Raw genomic sequence first — 16873 nt, 5'->3', positions numbered from 1 at the left:
CCATCAACTCCCATCATCACCCTTCTAATTGTTGAAGAGGATGGGACTCTTTCTGGAATTATGTTAAATTCTTTACTCAGCCTGTGCCGATTATTTTTAGCAAACTCTCCTAGTTCTCTATAACCTGAGTATCCTAGCATTGTTCCCAGTATTATTACTACTAATACTATCCATAAAGGGTGTCTTTTTCCTTGATCTTTCCGAAAGTCCTTGACTTGTTTCAGTTTTTCTATTAAGCTCAACATATGTTTGAAAAGTTCGCGTTCACTTCTCATTTTACCTGACAGTGATCGCTTTTACTTTTGATATTCTCATGGGAGAATGAAACAGCCCTACTAGGGGCAAGGGGGGGCAAGATACCTGCCAAGAATAAAGAAAAATGGTATCACGCCAAGGTCTGGACGGTTGACGCAGATAGCGAAAAACGCTTGGTTGCTTAAGTCTGACACTTTCTCCACGTCCGGTTAAAGTCGAACCTATGCCCGACGGCGACTAATTTAATTTTGGTTTATACATACCGACACAAGGTATATTTTGCCTCTAGCATGGAGTTCCCAGCGGCCGTCAGTGGATGAACAGGGAATCCCGAAGCGCTTAGTGCGATGGGAGCGTCAAATTGTCTTGATGAAAAATGGTTCTTCGGTTTGTCTTATGCAATGGACGGGGGTTATAAGGGATGGAACCCTTATATAGAAAGGCATTTGGCGATTTTTGTCAATTGTTTTTGCTCTAGAGCGAACTAATCAATTAAGTCTCTTGCCAGATAAGGATTTAGTCGATTTATGCCCCCCTATCGAACCAGACCAAGTAACGAAGAACCTGAAAAATTAAGAAAATATCAACTTTTGTAAACACTTGTTTTTTTTTTTTAACTTAGCTATACTCCTATCAGGACAAACGAAAAGTTATGAAAAATCTTAAGGTTTTTTTAAGCTTTCTTTTGACCTCACCATAGTACACAAAACTAACGTTGGACAATTCAGTTATGATGAAAACAAACAAATTAACCAAAACTCTTGCTTTTCCCATCGCCACGGGAGCCGCCGCCCTCGGCGTTCTCGCTGGATCAGTGCTTACCGCTACCAGTGCCAGTGCAGTAAATGTTCTTACTTGGACTGACTTCATCACGGCTGGCAATTTCCTCCAAAACGGCGACAAAACAGTCACCTACGTCAGTGATACATTTGCTGCTGGTGCTATACCCGACCTTAGCTTCGTTACCCTTAACATGCTTGGCGAAGAGTACACAGTTACATTAATGACAACGGGCATGATCACTGTGCCTGGGGCTTGGACGTACGAAATCGAGACCCTAATCCCCTTTACAGGGGTTCAAGTCGATTCAGACGTAACTCCAGGCTACGGGGATGTAGTAACAGATTTTGCGCCAGCCGGTATCACCTTAACATCAACAAACGGCTGGCCTGACCCGACTGCTCTTGGTTCTTTCGCCCCTGTTCCTGGTGCTCTCACCCTGCTCACGGTCACGAATACACTTAACCCCGTCCTCGCCGGTGCAGGTCTGATGTCTTCGTCGAATAAATTCACACAAGCTACAATACAAGTACCCGAACCGGGTACTATTCTGGGACTGCTCACCGTTGGTGGTCTAGGATTAGTTTCCCGCTTCAAGAAGCAAAAATAATAGTTGCCAATGGGCAAGACATTAACAGCTAAAGGTTAGATGCCCTCTGAAGGTTTCTGACTTTTAGCTTTTTCTTAATTATTGATTCTAACGCGAGCCAAGACCTAACTTTTGTTTTTAAGGGTCGTTAGCGGGTTTTGGGTTTTAGACAGGGATAATGAAGCCCTGGCGATGTCAAGGCTATGTAATTAAGCTTTGGTTGACATACCCCACGCCGTAAACGGACGTGGATTCTTCTCGCATCACGGCTGAGAATTTCTGGCTCAACGAGTCCACTTGAATTAGATTCCTGGCGAAATCCCACCCAGAGGTGGTTCTCTCCTCAGACTTTCGCGACCTTACAGAAGCCTGTTCTCGGAGGCCCCTACGATACAGTTCAAAACCTCTAAAATCATTGGTTTCTCTGGTACTTGACGCTTAGAGCTTTTACCTATAGGAGCATTCCCCTATAGAACCCCATAACTCTAGTTTTCAAGGTGCGTTCATCGGTTGATGACTGGGTTTTTTAAGCGGTTGCTTGCCCTGCCCGCTATTCTTAATATCATACATCCTATCAAGTCGCCCTAAAAGGGCGAGGCTTTCAACCCAATTTTTCGGTAATTTGTCCCACCATAATTCTTGACCGCGAAAAACTGATGTCCTCTTTACTCTCCGCTATTCCCCTCGACGCGATCGCTTATAATCCCCAGGGTTTAGTACCAGCGATCGCTCAAGACTATCTTGATGCTACAGTGTTAATGATGGCCTGGATGAATCGGGAATCCCTCGAAAAAACCCTCACCACCGGGGAAGCGTGGTATTGGAGTCGTTCTCGTCAAGAATTATGGCACAAAGGAGCCACCTCGGGCCATATCCAAAAAGTGCGTCAAATTCGCTACGATTGCGATAGTGATGCTATCTTGCTGACTATTGAGCAAATCGGTGATATCGCCTGTCATACTGGCGAAAGAAGCTGTTTTCACCAAGTAAATTGGCAAAAATCACCGCCAGCGGCCGACACCCTCTCGGAATTGTTTAAGGTAATTTGCGATCGCAGAGACAATCCTCATCCGGAATCCTACACCTGTAAACTTTTGGCCGGGGGAGATAACAAAATTCTCAAGAAAATCGGCGAAGAATCGGCAGAAGTGGTCATGGCCTGCAAAGATAATGATGGCGATGCTATTGCCTCAGAAGTGGCCGATCTTTTTTATCATACCCTCGTCGCTCTCGCCTATCATCAAGTCCCCCTGCGAGATGTCTATAAAAAACTGCAAGACCGGCGCCGGTAATCAGTTATCAGTTATCAGTTATCAGTAATCAGTTATCAGTTATCAGTTATCAGTTATCAGTTATCAGTTATCAGTTTTCAGTTTTCAGTTTTCAGTTATCAGTTTTCAGTTATCAGATTTGAGTTTTTATTGTTAAGTTTCCGATTCCTGACGACCGAATATTTGTGGTTTACGACTTAGTAATTATCGGTGCCAGTCCTGCGGGGATAGAAGCGGCTTTGTTGGCTGTTCACCTCAAAAAAAGGGTGGCTTTAGTGCAACAGCCTTCTAGGGACAATTTAGAGGCATCTGAGGACGTTTTTAGCAAGGGGTACAGCCAAATTATCCATCTCTATAAACTGCTCAATCATTGGCAAGAAACGGACCTTTATCCCCAATGGCAACGGTTGCGGCAATGGTTAGAGGAAGTGGATAAAACTATTAATAAATATCATTCTTTGGCAAGATTAGCCACGGAAGGAATAGATGTGATCTTGGGTGGGGGGGAATTTGTCCGGCTGCCCCATTTGGGATTCGTGGTTAACGGTCGGCAATTGTTGGCTAAACACTATCTTATCGTCCCGGGTTTTTATCCACAAGTCCCGAAAATTTTCGGCTTAGATGAGGTTAATTATTTTACCGCTCAAACCCTTTGGCAAGAGCCAAATTTAGATAAGTTGGGACAACATTTAGGGATTATTGGCAACAGCAGCATGGCTGTGACTTTGGCCCAAATTCTCCGACGTTTGGGGAAAGAAATTAGCTTAATTATCGAGGATAGTTATCTACTGCCGGATATTGATCGGGAAATCTCCGATTTAGTTACTGCTATTTTAGAAGCGGAAGGAATTAAGATTTTACCCGGCTATTGTCCTAGTCAAGTGAAAGCGATCGAGGGTCAAAAATGGCTACAATTAGGTAATCGTGTTATCGAAGTTGATGATCTCATTTTTGCTGGTAATTATCAAGTCAATGAACAGGGATTAAATTTGGCTGGGGTGGGAGTTAAACTAGAGCAAGGATTAATTAAGGTTAATCAGCAATTACAAACCGATAATTCCCGCATTTATGCCCTAAATTTGCTCAGAAATAATTATCCCGATCCTACTTTAAATCACCGGGCTGCTTTTGGGTTAGTCAAGCATCTGCTCGCGGGAGAAAAATTTAACTTTAATCCCCAGCAAATTCCCTCATTTATTGCTTTTGATCCGGCTATTGCTTGGGTGGGTTTAACTGGAAAAGCGGCCCAGGACAACTATGGTGAGGAGGTAAAGATGATCAACTATCCAATCAAAAATATGGTCCCACAGCAAATCTGGGGAGAAACCACGGGATTTTGTCAATTAATCTACCGACAAGATGGTAAAATACTAGGAGCGCAAATAGTCGGTAATCAAGCAGCAGAAATGATTAGTATCATCAGTTTAGCTTTACAAGAAAATTTAACCATACAATCCCTCAATAAAAATATTTATACTTGGGGAAGTATGGGAGAGATTATCGGAGAAATGACGCTATTAATCCCCCAGAAAAAATCTTGGTTAACTTGGCTAAAACAATTATTCTGATAATTAGATAGAAAAAAAGAAGATTAAATTATGAAACCGAAATTTATTGTCTTTGAAGGTATTGACGGATCGGGAACAAGTACCCAAGCAAAACTCCTACAAGAATATTTTTTCAAGCGCGGGGAAAAAGCAGTTTTAAGTCCGGAACCTTCCGAGGGAGTTATCGGTCGTTTGATTCGAGAAATAATGCAAACTAATCTTATTTCTATCGAAGATAAAAATCAATTTGACCGACAAATGGCTTATTTATTTGCAGCTGATCGCCATTATCACTTATATAATGATCACGATGGCGTTTTTAAACTTATTCAGCAAGAACAAACCCACGTTATCACGACGCGTTATTATTTTTCTTCCCTGGCCTACAATGGCAATAATCCCGAAGAATTGGCTTTTATTCGGCAGTTAAATCAACATTTTCCCAATCCCGATTTAGTCATTTATATCGATGTTCTTCCCGATATTTCTCTGGCAAGAATTAAAAACCGAGCCATCACAGAAGTGTACGAAAAACAAGAAAAATTAATAAAAGTTCGTCAGATGTTTCTCCAGATATTTAAAGAATATAAAGATAATTGTTTACAACTGGATGGCAATGATAAAATAGAACACCTTCACCAAAATATTATTAATTATCTTGACCGATTAATTTAAATCCATGCTCAGTATAGAAACCACCCCTAAATTTACCTACCAACCCCACTATAAACCTAATCAATTAATCTGCGGTCACGGCCAAACGGCAATTATCACGGGATGGACAGTAAAACAGTCCCTTGCTAAACATTTAAATCCCGACCAGTACGCAGTGATTGGTAATCTTTATAGTCCCACCAGAGGAATTAGTCCCCTGCTGAGAAACTTAATCGCAAATCCCCACGTTAGATACTTAGTTATTCTCAACGCTACTAAGGAAGATAAAAACTCCGGTAGCTGTCAATGTTTGCTAGACTTTTTTAGTCAAGGATTTCAGTTAGGAAAAAGTGACACAGGTAGAGAATGTTGGCTAATTAATTCTTCTATCACTGGATACATTGACAAGGAAATTGACCGAGAAACCCTCGAAAAATTACGTCAATCGATTCAATATCAACTGGTTAAATCCATCCCAGAAGCGATTGAAACTGTCAAAAGTTATGCAGAACAATCTCCCTTACCAACTTGGGGAGAACCCTTAATCTTTCCCCTCTTAGAAAATCTTCCTTCTCTGCTACCCGGGACAAGATACGGTCATCGTATTGAAGGAAAAACTATTGCCGAAACTTGGGTGAAAATTCTCCAAAAGATTAAAACCACCGGCACAATTAGACCCACAGGATATGATGGTAAATGGCAAGAATTAATTGACCTAATGGCCGTTGTCACCGATGAACCACCAGACTTTTATTTTCCTGAACCTAATTATTTGCCTATAGATAGACCTTTTCTCACCGAATATATCGGACAAATTCTCGATGATTCCCCTATACACCAAGGAGTTAAATACACCTACGGTCAAAGATTGCGCTCTTGGTTTGGCCGAGACCAAATTGCACAGGTTATCAATAAATTAATCTCAGAAATTGATGCCGCTAGTGCAGTTATGTCCCTCTGGGATGTGAAAGACCACGAAAAGGGAGGTAGTCCCTGTTTAAATCATATTTGGGTGCGAGTGGTGGAAAATGAATTATCTCTCACCGCAATATTTAGAAGTAATGATATGTTTGCCGCTTGGCCAGCAAATGCCATGGGATTGCGCGCTTTACAGCAACATATTAGGGATGAGATTAGCAAGCTCTCCGACTACAATTTATCAATGGGTCCATTGATTACTATTAGTCAATCGGCCCATATATACGATGATACTTGGGAAAATGTCGAACGATTAATCGCCACCCAGTACGATAAAATTGTCAATCAGCGCGACTTTTTTGACCCTAGTGGTAACTTTCTGATTTCTGTGGAAGAAGAACAAATTCTTCTCCAACAAACTACCCCCGGCAGCGGGGAAGTTGTCGCTTGTTATCAAGGCAAAAATCCCCTGAAATTAATCCGTGAGCTTGCCGCTACCAATCCCGCAATTATTCCCGAACATATTGGTTATCTGGGAATCGAACTACAAAAGGCATACAATTGTCTCAAGAATAATCAACCTTATATTCAAGACCAGTAGGAAGTGGGAAGTTTCAGTGAACAGTGAACAGTCAACAGTCAACAGTGAAAAGACAGTAGGAAACTTCTATTTAATACTGCTCACTTAAAACTCAAATCTGATAACTGATAACTGATAACTGATAACTGATTACTGGTCCTTGTTTGCTGAACTGGCGCCGCGATATTTGAGAGATGAGGAGCGAATTGGGTTAGCCACCGTGGGATTATTGGTGATTTTAACCTCCGCACCGCGATATTTACCCCCTCGCTCCTTGACAGGAGCCTCGGCGACTGTTGGCTCGATATAGGTGGCCCCACGGTACTTTTTCTCGCCGGCGGTTTCTGGAGTGGGGACGGGGACATTCTTCTGCTCTTCTCGTCCTTGCCATAAAAAGGTGACGACAATCACAACTGTCAAGAGAATTAATAGCTGAATCTGCCAAGGAGCTAAAACCAGACTCAACAATAAACTAATTACCGTGGCGGCACTGGCCAGATAAGCGATTTCATCGCTGGACTTCTGCCAGAAATAGGCAGCCAAGGCAGCGGTGAATAGTGGTAACAAAAACAAATAGGACATTCTGGGTACACCTTGTCACGCTAGTGAACCAATCTCTCTATTATTACCTCCCTCGCTTCGATCGGCGAAAAATATTAACTCAGCTTATAATTCATATAAGTTTTATTGTGTCAATCCTTCTTTACAATTCGTAAAAATATTGTTACATTTATTTACATGAACTAAAAGTTAAAGCAAAACAGCCAAGACAGCAAGCCGGTTCAGATTGTCTCGAAGAGTATAGGACAGAAGATGATTCCTTGAGTCCGAGACAACGGCAAAAAACTTGGCCTACTAGCTTAAAAAAGTTTTCGGGGTTTGGGTTTACCCCATTGACAGATTTGCTTGAGTTCTCCTACATAACTTAGCGCTACCTCGGCTGGACACCGAGGTTTTTTATTTTGTTATAGGGTTTTCGACCAAGTAAAACGTAGATAAATTATTCCTATCTAACAATTAATTGAGATTACCTACTTAATTAAAAATTAACTTCATTTTGATGCACGGAATCCAAATAAAACTTGATGACATCTTCTGATGTACCCTGACATTGCAGCTGGCCTTTATTCAGCCAAATTGCTTGGTCACAGGACTCTTGAATTAAAGTCAAATCGTGGGAAACTACTAAAATAGTAGCGTTAGAATTCCAGAATTTTTTTAAACGTCGTTTACACTTATTTTTAAAACTTTCATCCCCGACGGAAAGGACTTCATCAAGAATAAGAATATCGGGGTGAACCTCTGTTGCGATCGCAAATCCTAAACGAGCCACCATCCCAGAAGAAAGAGATTTCACCGGCGCTCCCATGTATTCTTCTAACTCAGCAAAGTCAAGAATATCTTTGGTTTTTTCCTTCATTTCCTGACGAGAAAATCCCAGCATTACCCCATAGAGAATAATATTATCTTTTACTGGTAAATCTGGATCGAAACCCGCTCCTAATTCAATTAGAGAGGCAATTTGTCCCCTGACTCTCACCTGTCCTTTTGTCGGTTCCAGAATACCACAAATAACTTTTAAGAGAGTAGATTTTCCTGCGCCATTAGCTCCAATGATACCTAATTTCGCTCCAGAATTAATGACTAAATCTATATCATCTAGAACTAATTTTTTGGCAGGTTGACGATATTTCCCTTCAAGAATAGAGAAGATTGTCCTTTTTAGATCGTAGGAGAATTCTTCTTGAGTACGTCTTTGGAGAGACACTTGATCGAGTCGAATTACTTCTGTCATTTATAATAAATCCATAAATAAATGTCGCCAGAGTCGGAAGCAAGTCCAACCAATTCCTAGGATGATGATCCCACCGATTAGAGATTGAAAAATCAAACTAAAATCCGGTAATCCGGGGGAAAGGGACAATTGGCGAATACTTTCGATTACCGGTAATAATGGGTTTAGTAGGAGGAATGGTTGTACGGAAGGAGGAATAATTTCTGGGGGATAGAAAATCGGGCTGCTAATCCAAGCGACAAAACAAACAATTTCGTAAAAATAGGGTAAGTCTCTGAAAAAAACGTAGAGGGTACTAACAAGGAAACCCACTCCCGTGCAAACCAGAGAAAGACCGATCACGGGAAAAATCAGAGCAATTACATTAAGTAAACTTTGAGATTTCCAGAGAGTTACTATAGCCAAAAGGGGAAAGATACTAATAGCAAATTGAAAAATATTTGCTACTACCATGGAAACGGGAAAGATGCTCACTGGCAGACGAATTTTATTTAAAATACTGCCATTACCAACGATACTAGGTAAAGCTTGGTTAGTGGAAGCATTAAAAAAATTTATTACTACTAAACCAGTGAAAGCCGCTAGGACATAGTTAACTATAGAATTATCAAAATAAGAGGCGAAAACCGTGCCGAAAATTGCCGTGTATAGTGCAGTCATAATCACGGGATTTAACAAGGACCAGTAAACCCCCAGAAAAGAACCCCGATAGCGTCCCTTGAGATTACGTTCCACTAAAACACTAAGCAATTCGTAATATCGCCGCGCTTTTGACCATCTAGTTTTTGTCTGGAGATCGGTCATAGGGATAATTGTCATCTCGTCAGTGTTCAGTGCTTTATTCTAAACGATTACCGTCAATTTTGTCTATCGATCGAGGGAGGACTCTAGTTTTTATCCAGTCCCCGACGACTCTCCCTCTCCGGAAAAAGTTCCCTTCTTGGGCCATTTATCTGGCTCAAAAAGCTTAAAAACCACTAAAAGCCTCTTTTTTTAGGGTTGAATTCGGTTTTTAGGGACATCCTCAGCTAATTGACCTAGACTCTAAGTAAGTGGTTCTGGTTAAATAGAAGATAGATTTTGCCTTTGATCCCTCCTTGATCCCCCCCTTCCCCCCTTGATAAGGGGAGGAATCTGACAATTTTTAAAACCTACCTACTTAGCAAGTTTATCAATAAAATAGACATCATATGAAAGCCAAGAAATGGCGATTTAAACACAGCTAATCTGCGAAAAACTGGAGTTAAAAACCGATAACTGAACAACTTCCTAAACAACTTCCTAACAGCCAAAACAAGAATCTAATCTAATTGATGTCCCGTCAGTTCCACAAAGATATCTTCGAGATTGGAAGGGCGACACATTACTCCAGTTTTATTGCTCAAACTGTCCAGATAAGAGTTAGCATCGGCCACGGTAGGGAAGAATTTATAATCGATTTTATCGCCAACTTGTTTGATAACTAAACCCTCGCCATACTTAGTACGAAAATCTGTTATAGTTCCTAATTCGATTAATTTGCCCGCATCCATAATGCCAATTCTGCCCGGTTTTCCTGCGGCGTTATCCTGACAGAGAAATTCCACTTCTTCCATGTAGTGAGTGGTTAACAAAATTGTCATTCCTTGCCGGTTTAAATCGCGAATTACTTCCCACAAACGACGACGATTTTGGGGGTCTAAACCGACTGTTGGTTCATCGAGAAAGAGGATTTTTGGTTCGTGAAGAAGGGCGCGAGCAATCTGTAAACGTCGTTTCATCCCTCCGGAAAGAGTTTTGGCCAGGGCAGATTTTCGATCGCTTAAACTGACATAATCTAAATAGCGATCGATTAATTCCTGTCTCTGGGGATTGGGGATATGGTGCATCCGGCCGTGAAATTCCATATTTTCCCAGACGGTTAATTCCCCATCAACGCTAATCTGTTGCAAGACTACCCCTATATTTTTTTTCACCTGATCGCGGTATTTTTTCACATCATACCCGGCCACTGCGATTTCTCCTTGACTTGCTTCGGTTAGGGTGATAATCATGCGGATTGTCGTCGATTTTCCCGCACCGTTGGGACCGAGTAAACCAAAGATTTCCCCTTTTTCGATAGCAAAGGAAAGCTCGTTAACTACTGGGAGATTGTTATAGATTTTAGAAACGCGATCGAGAGCAATAGCGGCGGTCATAGTTACAAAAGTTAATATTCCAGCTATGGATTAGTGTAACCGAATTAGCCTAACTCGACTCCGATTTGATCGGAAGCATCCCGCAGTGATCATATATCGTCACAATCAGATTAGAATGCAGATAAAAAATTTTGACTTTGCTGGTATCAGATGCGAGTTTTGCTGCCGATTCTCTGTTTATGTCTAGGAATGGGGGAATTTTTGCTCAATCCCCCGATTAGTCCCGTCAATTCCCTTCCCGCAACCACGGTAACCCGAACGGAAACCCGTTTGCTGCTGAATTTAAAAAAAAGACGGGTTTTTGTTTACCAAGGACAGAAAATAATCGCTTCTTACCCAGTGGCGATCGGTCGTCGCGGTTGGGAAACCCCGACGGGAGAATTTAGGGTGATTCAGATGGTGCGGGAACCAGTCTGGGAACATCCTTTCACCGGTCAACTGGTGCCATCGGGAAAAAACAACCCTTTAGGGGCGCGTTGGATCGGATTTTGGACCGATGGCGAGAATTTTATCGGTTTTCACGGTACACCCCCAGAAAATCTCATCGGCCGGGCCGTCTGCCACGGTTGCGTCAGGATGCGCGATCGAGATATAAAGGCTTTATTTGAAAAGGTACAAATCGGCACTTCAGTGATAGTAATCGCTCAATAGAAACAATGGGAAAATAATAAGCTGTTAACTAGGGTTTGCGGCAAAAAGTTTGTTGGTGGGGTTAGGAGTCTGGGGAGTCAGTCCCGATGAAAAAATTTTCACCCCCACAGATGAAAGAGGTTTCCTTCCCTTGTGGTGAAACTAGCCCTTAAATCATGACGATACCAAATTTGTCGATGTTGATGGGAATTCCACTTATATCCTTGAGCTTTTAGCAAGTCTCTAATCTGAATAGTCGGGTGAGAACCTTTCCCTTTTTGATTGCCAATTTCAATAGTTAAGTAGTTGGACAAAAGTAAAGTTAACTGTGGGGTAAGGAGTCGGTCGTCAGGATTCAAGAGTCAGTAAGAATTGCGGCAATTTACATTTCTTAAGATAGACAACAGAATTTATGTCCGACTACTTATATATTTTGACTTATCTCCTAGTATGGGATATTCTTGCCAATTGATTTTATTCAGATTTAAATGGGCAAGAAAGGGCGAATAGTTAGGACTTTCTGTAATTATATAGAGTTGCTTGATCGCACGGGTGAGAGCCACATAAAAAAGCGGTTGAAAGCTAGTATTAATATTTCCCTTGGTAAAATACCACAATGTTTTTGCAAAAATAAAGCTTTGTTGACTAATGTGCTAGTTTTGCCACTCTTGGATATTATTATTGACTTCTCCAAGGGCTACAGACTGCTCTAAATCTGGTTTTCTTCCTAGATTTTTTTCTAGCCAAGATTGCACAAATCTATGTTTTTCTTGCCAAAATTCTTCCTTAGTCAGATATTTATACAATCTTTCCTGATAAAATTTATTGACATTAAGCAAATCCTATTCAAGCTTCTGATAAGTTTCTTGTAGTATTTTGTTTTTTATTTCTGGGACTTTTTGGAAAATTTCTTGTACAGTAATAAAGGGAAATATATCACTAAATTGATTAATAATTTTATCGATTTTATATTCAGCAAAAAAATTATGCTGATATTTAATATGCACATACACGGTATCATTCTCATATTTTATGTTGATGATTTGTCCATATTTATAATTCTTAGTGCCTTTTATCCCCGTCTTTTTCCCTTTGTATTTCACTTCTTCGCGAATACGACTCACCTTTTTACCCACAAGAAGCTTCCAAGCTTGATCATAATTACCAACAAGCTCGGCAAATTCCTGAATATTATTAATTACTAATTGCTTATTTAGGTTTGAATTATCCATTGTTACCTCACCTGACCTTACACGATCGAGTGCTGGATTTTAGCTATGTTTATTGTTGCCTAGGACAGTGGGAAACTAACAGCGATCGCTTCCCATAAACATAAAGTATAACCTAATTTGGTATTGACAAACAGCTACCCAAAAGGAAAACTTCCTAGAGGTTTGATAAATAGAATTAAATGCTTGATAATCTCAGTTTTTAGGCAAAGGGAGACAGAGCTACCCCTATCCCTAGGAACCTGAAAGTGCGATGTCAAAAAATAATTGTAATCAGACCAAACCGGGGACTTTGCGATAGATAGAAGCGATCGATCCCCGGAATCCTACACTGGTAAATTCTACCTCATCTCCCGCTTCATAGATCTGTTCTTGCCAAACTCCCGAATCCTCGCGACGGTGACATTCAATTTTCATCTGGTTTTGATCAATAAGAATGTATTCTTTTAAGGTGGGACAGGTTTGATAATCGCTAAATTTATCACCCCTATCAAAGGATTCCGTAGATTTCGATAATACTTCAATAATCAGAACAGGATAAAGAATAAAATCATCGGTATTGTTAATCTCTCTCTCGTCACAAACCACCGCAATATCGGGATAATAATAACAATTTGCCTCCTCTAACCGGACTTTGATATCGGAAGTGAGAACAAGACAGGGACTATCATCGAGATGGATACTCAATAAAGTGGCTAGATTTGTATTTAAGACAATATGCGGCTTTTTTGCCCCTACCATCGCATAAATCCGTCCTTTTCGGTACTCGTGCTTGATGGGACTGACTCTTTCCCCTTCTAGATACACTTCTGGAGAGACATAAAAAAAATTAGGATTCGTCACTATCGTCCCCATGCTCCCTATTCTCGAATAACTGAATTATAGCCTTTGGGAATCATCGCTCTTGGACTCAATCTCGCTAGACTTATAGATCAATGATTGTCACTTGTAACATTTGTATTACAGTTATGTGACAGAATAGAGATAACGACTCTCAAAGGGACGTTATTTAGGAATGAATACCGAAAACGATTGATATCCATAGGTTTGCCAGAATGTCCAACGCTAAAAGTTACAAAGATACCGTTAATTTGCCTCAAACTGACTTTGATATGCGAGCAAATGCCAGCAAACGTGAGCCAGAAATGCAGAAATTCTGGCAAGATGAGCAAATATACGAGAAATTAGCGCAAAATAACCCCAAAGAATTATTTATTCTCCACGATGGTCCACCCTACGCTAACGGGTCCCTGCATATCGGTCATGCTTTAAATAAAATTCTCAAAGACATTATCAATAAATATAAACTGCTGCAAGGTTACAAAGTGCGCTATGTGCCGGGTTGGGATTGTCACGGGTTGCCGATCGAACTAAAGGTTTTACAAAGTCTCAAAAGCTCGGAAAAAGAGGGTCTAACCCCTTTAAAATTACGTCAGAAAGCCCACGATTTTGCCCTTCAAACGCAAAAAGAACAGTGTGAAGGTTTCAAAAGGTATGGAGTCTGGGGAGACTGGGAAAATCCCTATTTAACCCTACAACCTGAATACGAGGCCGCTCAAATTGCCGTATTCGGAAAAATGGCCCTAAAAGGTTATATTTATCGGGGACTAAAACCGGTTCACTGGAGTCCTAGTTCTCAAACCGCTTTAGCTGAGGCCGAATTAGAATATCCCGAAGGTCACACTTCCCGGAGTGTCTATGTTGCTTTTCCGATTACGTCAGTTTCAACCCCGGTTTTAACGCCATTTTTGCCTAATTTATCCGTGGCTATCTGGACGACTACTCCCTGGACTTTACCCGGGAATTTGGCCGTCGCATTGAACCCAGAATTAAACTATTCAGTGGTGGAAACTAGCGAGTCTAATTATCTAATCGTAGCGACGGATTTAGTCGAAAAATTGGCCGACACTTTTAACACAACTTTGACGATTAAAGCAACGGTTAAAGGTCTGGAATTAGAACATACTAAATATCGTCATCCTTTGTTTGACAGAGAAAGTGCGATTCTCATCGGTGGGGATTATGTCACCACTGATTCCGGCACCGGATTAGTTCACACGGCCCCTGGCCATGGTCAGGAGGATTATATCGTCGGCCAACGTTACGGTTTACCGATACTTTCTCCCGTGGATGATAAGGGAAATTTCACCGCAGAAGCGGGACAATTTGCGGGTTTAAATGTCCTGAAAGATGCTAATGAAGCGATAATTTTAGCACTGACAGAAAAGGGGGCCTTACTCAAAGAAGAAGCATATCAGCATAAATATCCCTACGATTGGAGAACCAAAAAACCGACAATTTTTCGCGCAACGGAACAATGGTTTGCTTCCGTGGAAGGATTCCGGGAATTAGCTTTAGAAGCAATTGATTCGGTGCGTTGGATTCCCGCAACAGGTAAGAATCGCATCACTTCTATGGTTAGTGAAAGAAGCGATTGGTGTATCTCTCGTCAGCGCAGTTGGGGGGTTCCTATTCCTGTTTTTTATGACGAAGAAACGAATGAACCTCTGTTAACTGAGGAGACGATTAATCACGTTCAAGCTATCTTCGCAGTCAAGGGTTCTAATGCTTGGTGGGAGTTATCGGTAGAGGAGTTGTTACCTCCCAGTTATCACGATAATGGTCGCAGTTATCGCAAGGGAATGGATACTATGGATGTGTGGTTTGATTCTGGTTCTAGTTGGAATGCGGTGGCTAATGCTCGACCAGAATTAAGTTATCCTGCGGATATGTATCTAGAAGGATCGGATCAGCATCGGGGATGGTTTCAATCGAGTTTATTAACCAGTGTGGCTGCTAATGGTATTGCTCCCTATAAAACGGTGTTAACTCACGGTTTTGTTTTGGATGAACAGGGACGAAAAATGAGTAAATCTCTGGGTAATGTCATCGATCCCAATGTGATCATTAATGGTGGTAAAGACCAGAAAAAAGAACCCGCTTATGGGGTAGATGTGATTCGGTTATGGGTGTCCTCGGTGGACTATACCAATGATGTGAATATCGGTCAAAATATTCTTAAACAGTTGGTAGATATCCGTAATAAAATCCGTAACACTGCCAGGTTTTTACTGGGGAGTTTAAATGATTTTGATCCCCTTAAAGATGCGGTAGCTTATGATGATCTACCGGAGATTGATCGCTATATGTTACATCGTATCTCGGAAGTGTTTACGGAAGTTACGGCAGCTTTTGAAAGTTTCCAATTTTTCCGCTTTTTCCAGACGGTACAGAATTTTTGTGTTGTCGATTTATCTAACTTTTATATCGACATCGCTAAGGATCGTTTATACATTTCTGATCCTAATTCTTTCCGTCGTCGCAGTTGTCAAACAGTCTATGCTATTGCTTTAGAAAATCTTGCTAAAGCGATCGCTCCTGTCCTGTCTCATCTAGCGGAAGATATCTGGCAATTTCTCCCCTACAAAACCCCTTATTTATCGGTATTTGAGTCAGGATGGCTAAACATCGATCCTGCTTGGAATAATCGCAAATTGGCCGATAAATGGGCCAAATTCCGGCAGCTACGCACCGAAGTTAATAAGGTGATGGAAACTGCCAGAAATGATAAAGCGATCGGTGCTTCTTTAGAGGCAAAAGTTTTACTTTATGTTCCCGATGAAACCTTACAACAGGAGTTAGAATTATTCAACAATTGTGATAGTTTAACGGGGAATAAAGTCGATGAATTGCGTTATCTATTTCTCTCTTCTCAAGTGGAATTAGTCAGTGATATTAGCGCGATTCAAACCGCAGAATATAAAGGAGAATCGGACTTTGTTTCGGTGGGAATTGTCAAAGCAGACGGCGAAAAATGCGATCGCTGTTGGAATTATTCCACTCAAGTGGGAAAATTTGCCGATGATCCCACTATTTGCGAGCGCTGTAATGCCGCTTTAAAAGGAGAGTTCTAAGCTAAATTAAAAGGGTGCTTTATTGTCGAATAAAGTACCCTTGTTTAATCCTCAGCTAAAAACTTATTCACAGGTATTAACTCTAGCGAATAGATAATTAGGGATGGAAGATTACCAATCAGCTTTTTTACAACGTCATCAAGATACAGAAATACTTTGTAAATCTAATAGGAAAATAGCTGCTATGCACTTTGGAGGTATTACGATCGAATGTTTGCTGAAATCTATGATCTTAGCTTCGGTATCCAGTCAAGAATGGAAAACTGATTCCAATAACCCCGGACATACCATAACTAATCCTGGTCACAGTTTTACAGATGCTTTAAAACGTCATAATCGTCTCTATTCGAGAGTTCAAAATTTTCCAGAGGTGATAAAATGGATTAATATAGTAGAAAATCCTAGTCAAAATTTTATAACTATGCGTTATTCCAGCAGTGAACCGAATGACGATAAATACAAAGAGTGGTTATCAGCTTATACAGGTCTGAAAAGATGGCTTCAGAAACAAGCTACTCAACTTTAAGGAGATAG

General features: G+C 40.9%; 18 protein-coding genes. 8 read left to right on the top strand and 10 right to left on the bottom strand.

Features of this window, described 5'->3' with window-relative positions; translation table 11 throughout:
• Positions 1–245, bottom strand: a 245-nt coding sequence (locus H6F92_RS07760; RefSeq protein ID WP_190357424.1) for a transposase family protein, incomplete at its 3' end; no start/stop codon positions are given.
• Positions 246–985: 740 nt separating this feature from the next.
• On the opposite strand from H6F92_RS07760, the gene H6F92_RS07755 reads away from it, so the two are divergent.
• The 5 genes from H6F92_RS07755 to H6F92_RS07735 all read left to right on the top strand — a co-directional run bounded on the left by H6F92_RS07755 (position 986) and on the right by H6F92_RS07735 (position 6615).
• Entirely contained in the window at positions 986–1645 is a 660-nt protein-coding gene (locus tag H6F92_RS07755) for a PEP-CTERM sorting domain-containing protein (RefSeq protein WP_190357421.1), read from the top strand.
• Positions 1646–2280: 635 nt separating this feature from the next.
• Entirely contained in the window at positions 2281–2916 is a 636-nt protein-coding gene (gene hisIE, locus H6F92_RS07750; RefSeq protein WP_190357420.1) for a bifunctional phosphoribosyl-AMP cyclohydrolase/phosphoribosyl-ATP diphosphatase HisIE, read from the top strand.
• A 164-nt stretch (positions 2917–3080) separates the two neighbouring features.
• On the top strand, positions 3081–4463 hold the full coding sequence (locus H6F92_RS07745; RefSeq protein WP_190357419.1) for a dihydrolipoyl dehydrogenase family protein: 1383 nt from the start codon (positions 3081–3083) through the stop codon (positions 4461–4463).
• A 30-nt stretch (positions 4464–4493) separates the two neighbouring features.
• Entirely contained in the window at positions 4494–5117 is a 624-nt protein-coding gene (gene tmk / locus H6F92_RS07740) for a dTMP kinase (RefSeq protein WP_190357418.1), read from the top strand.
• A 4-nt stretch (positions 5118–5121) separates the two neighbouring features.
• Entirely contained in the window at positions 5122–6615 is a 1494-nt protein-coding gene (locus tag H6F92_RS07735) for a thymidylate synthase (RefSeq protein ID WP_190357417.1), read from the top strand.
• A 129-nt stretch (positions 6616–6744) separates the two neighbouring features.
• Here H6F92_RS07735 and H6F92_RS07730 read toward each other — a convergent pair whose 3' ends face one another.
• From H6F92_RS07730 to H6F92_RS07715, 4 genes are all read right to left on the bottom strand, one after another.
• Entirely contained in the window at positions 6745–7176 is a 432-nt protein-coding gene (locus H6F92_RS07730) for a DUF4278 domain-containing protein (protein WP_190357416.1), read from the bottom strand.
• Between the two features lie 457 nt (positions 7177–7633).
• Positions 7634–8389, bottom strand: a complete 756-nt coding sequence (locus H6F92_RS07725; protein WP_190357415.1) for an ABC transporter ATP-binding protein — start codon at positions 8387–8389, stop codon at positions 7634–7636.
• Positions 8390–9193, bottom strand: coding sequence for an ABC transporter permease (locus H6F92_RS07720; protein WP_190357423.1), 804 nt, complete (start codon positions 9191–9193; stop codon positions 8390–8392).
• Between the two features lie 497 nt (positions 9194–9690).
• Positions 9691–10566 (bottom strand): ABC transporter ATP-binding protein, encoded by an 876-nt coding sequence (locus tag H6F92_RS07715; RefSeq protein WP_190357414.1) that lies wholly within the window; start codon positions 10564–10566, stop codon positions 9691–9693.
• 150 nt (positions 10567–10716) lie between these two features.
• On the opposite strand from H6F92_RS07715, the gene H6F92_RS07710 reads away from it, so the two are divergent.
• A complete protein-coding gene (locus tag H6F92_RS07710) occupies positions 10717–11217 on the top strand; it encodes a L,D-transpeptidase (protein ID WP_190357413.1) in 501 nt (166 codons plus the stop codon).
• Between the two features lie 98 nt (positions 11218–11315).
• Here the strand turns inward: H6F92_RS07710 and H6F92_RS07705 are convergent, their stop codons facing one another.
• The 5 genes from H6F92_RS07705 to H6F92_RS07685 all read right to left on the bottom strand — a co-directional run bounded on the left by H6F92_RS07705 (position 11316) and on the right by H6F92_RS07685 (position 13271).
• Positions 11316–11510 carry a hypothetical protein gene (locus H6F92_RS07705; RefSeq protein WP_190357412.1) on the bottom strand — a complete coding sequence of 65 codons (195 nt, stop codon included), beginning with the start codon at positions 11508–11510 and terminating at the stop codon, positions 11316–11318.
• A gap of 96 nt (positions 11511–11606) precedes the next feature.
• Entirely contained in the window at positions 11607–11813 is a 207-nt protein-coding gene (locus tag H6F92_RS07700; RefSeq protein WP_190357411.1) for a hypothetical protein, read from the bottom strand.
• Between the two features lie 36 nt (positions 11814–11849).
• Positions 11850–12035, bottom strand: coding sequence for a hypothetical protein (locus H6F92_RS07695; RefSeq protein ID WP_190357410.1), 186 nt, complete (start codon positions 12033–12035; stop codon positions 11850–11852).
• 3 nt (positions 12036–12038) lie between these two features.
• Positions 12039–12428 (bottom strand): hypothetical protein, encoded by a 390-nt coding sequence (locus tag H6F92_RS07690; RefSeq protein ID WP_190357409.1) that lies wholly within the window; start codon positions 12426–12428, stop codon positions 12039–12041.
• A gap of 270 nt (positions 12429–12698) precedes the next feature.
• Complete coding sequence (locus H6F92_RS07685) at positions 12699–13271, bottom strand: Uma2 family endonuclease (protein WP_190357422.1); 573 nt, start codon at positions 13269–13271, stop codon at positions 12699–12701.
• 209 nt (positions 13272–13480) lie between these two features.
• On the opposite strand from H6F92_RS07685, the gene ileS reads away from it, so the two are divergent.
• Positions 13481–16339 (top strand): isoleucine--tRNA ligase, encoded by a 2859-nt coding sequence (ileS, locus tag H6F92_RS07680; protein WP_190357408.1) that lies wholly within the window; start codon positions 13481–13483, stop codon positions 16337–16339.
• 103 nt (positions 16340–16442) lie between these two features.
• Positions 16443–16865: a hypothetical protein gene (locus tag H6F92_RS07675; RefSeq protein ID WP_190357407.1), complete on the top strand. Its 423-nt coding sequence runs from the start codon at positions 16443–16445 to the stop codon at positions 16863–16865.
• Positions 16866–16873: the final 8 nt, after the last annotated feature.

It is taken from the genome of Microcystis wesenbergii FACHB-1317 (genome assembly GCF_014696875.1).
In the GTDB taxonomy this organism is placed as follows: Bacteria; Cyanobacteriota; Cyanobacteriia; order Cyanobacteriales; family Microcystaceae; genus Microcystis; species Microcystis wesenbergii_A.
The sequence above is the reverse complement of the archived record's forward strand: the minus strand, read 5'-3'. Positions and strand labels throughout refer to the sequence as shown.

Bases quoted from the DNA above. Each gene is read 5' to 3' on its own strand.
- H6F92_RS07720 (WP_190357423.1), bottom strand. From the start codon at position 9,193: ATGACCGATCTCCAGACAAAAACTAGATGGTCAAAAGCGCGGCGATAT.
- tmk (WP_190357418.1), top strand. From the start codon at position 4,494: ATGAAACCGAAATTTATTGTCTTTGAAGGTATTGACGGATCGGGAACA.
- H6F92_RS07675 (WP_190357407.1), top strand. From the start codon at position 16,443: ATGGAAGATTACCAATCAGCTTTTTTACAACGTCATCAAGATACAGAA.
- H6F92_RS07755 (WP_190357421.1), top strand. From the start codon at position 986: ATGATGAAAACAAACAAATTAACCAAAACTCTTGCTTTTCCCATCGCC.
- H6F92_RS07735 (WP_190357417.1), top strand. From the start codon at position 5,122: ATGCTCAGTATAGAAACCACCCCTAAATTTACCTACCAACCCCACTAT.
- H6F92_RS07715 (WP_190357414.1), bottom strand. From the start codon at position 10,566: ATGACCGCCGCTATTGCTCTCGATCGCGTTTCTAAAATCTATAACAAT.
- H6F92_RS07710 (WP_190357413.1), top strand. From the start codon at position 10,717: ATGCGAGTTTTGCTGCCGATTCTCTGTTTATGTCTAGGAATGGGGGAA.
- H6F92_RS07730 (WP_190357416.1), bottom strand. From the start codon at position 7,176: ATGTCCTATTTGTTTTTGTTACCACTATTCACCGCTGCCTTGGCTGCC.
- ileS (WP_190357408.1), top strand. From the start codon at position 13,481: ATGTCCAACGCTAAAAGTTACAAAGATACCGTTAATTTGCCTCAAACT.
- H6F92_RS07725 (WP_190357415.1), bottom strand. From the start codon at position 8,389: ATGACAGAAGTAATTCGACTCGATCAAGTGTCTCTCCAAAGACGTACT.
- hisIE (WP_190357420.1), top strand. From the start codon at position 2,281: ATGTCCTCTTTACTCTCCGCTATTCCCCTCGACGCGATCGCTTATAAT.
- H6F92_RS07690 (WP_190357409.1), bottom strand. From the start codon at position 12,428: ATGGATAATTCAAACCTAAATAAGCAATTAGTAATTAATAATATTCAG.